Consider the following 1,263-nt stretch of genomic DNA (forward strand, 5'->3'; position numbering starts at 1 on the left):
TGAAACGAGCCCGCGCGATGCTGAGCGCCTCGGGCATCGGCAGTCTCGATTTGCTGGCCGAAGTCGAAGCCGGCGTTGCGGTTGCACGGCCTTCTGCGCCACTGGCATCGCGCCCCGCGATTGTCACGAAGGCCGGCGCATTCGGCAGCGAACATGCGCTGTTCGGCGCGTGGGAACACCTGCGGCGGCTGCCTTTACCGACAACGAACACACATTGAATCCAGGCGAGCGCGATTTCAATCAAAGCGTAACGAAAGCGCCCCACATACACGGAGTAACACCAAGATCATGAGCAACTATCTTCCCGTAATCGGCATCACGATGGGCGATGCAAGCGGCGTCGGCCCCGAGATCGTCGTCAAGAGCCTCACGCACAAAGTGGTCTACGAGCAATGCCGTCCGCTCGTGATCGGCGACGCGCGCCGCCTCGAACAAGCCAACGAGATCGTCAACGGCACCGCGAAGATCCGCCGCATCAAGGACGCGACCGAGGCGAAGTACGAGCCGGGCACGATCGACTGTATCGACCTCGACCTGATCCCCGATGACCTGCCCTTCGGCAAGCTGTCGTCCGTTGCAGGCGACGCGGCCTACCAGTACATTGCGCGTGCAGTCGAGTTGGCGGAATCGAAGCAGATCGACGCCATCTGCACCGCGCCGCTCAACAAGGAAGCGCTGCACGCCGGTGGCCACAAGTATCCCGGCCACACCGAAATGCTCGCGCATCTCACGGGCGTCAAGGAAGTATCGATGATGCTCGTCGCGCCGCAATTGCGCGTGATCCATGTGACGACGCATATCGGCATCATCGATGCGATCAAGAAGATCGAACCCGGTCTCGTGCAGCGCACGATCGAACGCGGCAACGCCACGCTCATCAAGGCAGGAATCGCGAAGCCGCGCATTGGCGTTTGCGGCATCAATCCGCATGCCGGCGAGAACGGCTTGTTCGGCTATGGCGAGGAAGAGGAAAAGATCATCCCGGCTGTAAAGGTGCTGCAGGAACAGGGACTCGATGTCACTGGTCCCCTCCCCGCCGATACGCTCTTTTTCCGCGCCGGCCGCGGCGACTTCGACCTCGTGGTCGCGATGTACCACGACCAGGGACATGGTCCGGTGAAGGTGCTCGGGCTCGAAGCGGGCGTGAACGTGACGGTCGGTTTGGAAGTGATCCGGACGTCGGTGGATCACGGCACGGCGTTCGACATCGCAGGCAAAGGGATCGCCGACGAACGCAGCCTGCTCGAAGCCCTGCGCCAGGGA

At 62.2% G+C, this 1,263-nt stretch carries 2 protein-coding genes; both read left to right on the forward strand.

From position 1 onward, the window contains the following. Positions 1-218 (forward strand): nucleotide-binding domain containing protein (locus tag ACRXB1_RS36235; RefSeq protein ID WP_449494798.1); only part of this gene is annotated, 218 nt, incomplete at its 5' end. A 70-nt stretch (positions 219-288) separates the two neighbouring features. Continuing rightward, a partial coding sequence (gene pdxA, locus ACRXB1_RS36240; RefSeq protein WP_449494799.1) for a 4-hydroxythreonine-4-phosphate dehydrogenase PdxA occupies positions 289-1,263 on the forward strand: 975 nt, incomplete at its 3' end.

The sequence above is a fragment of the Caballeronia sp. M23-90 genome (assembly GCF_053574605.1).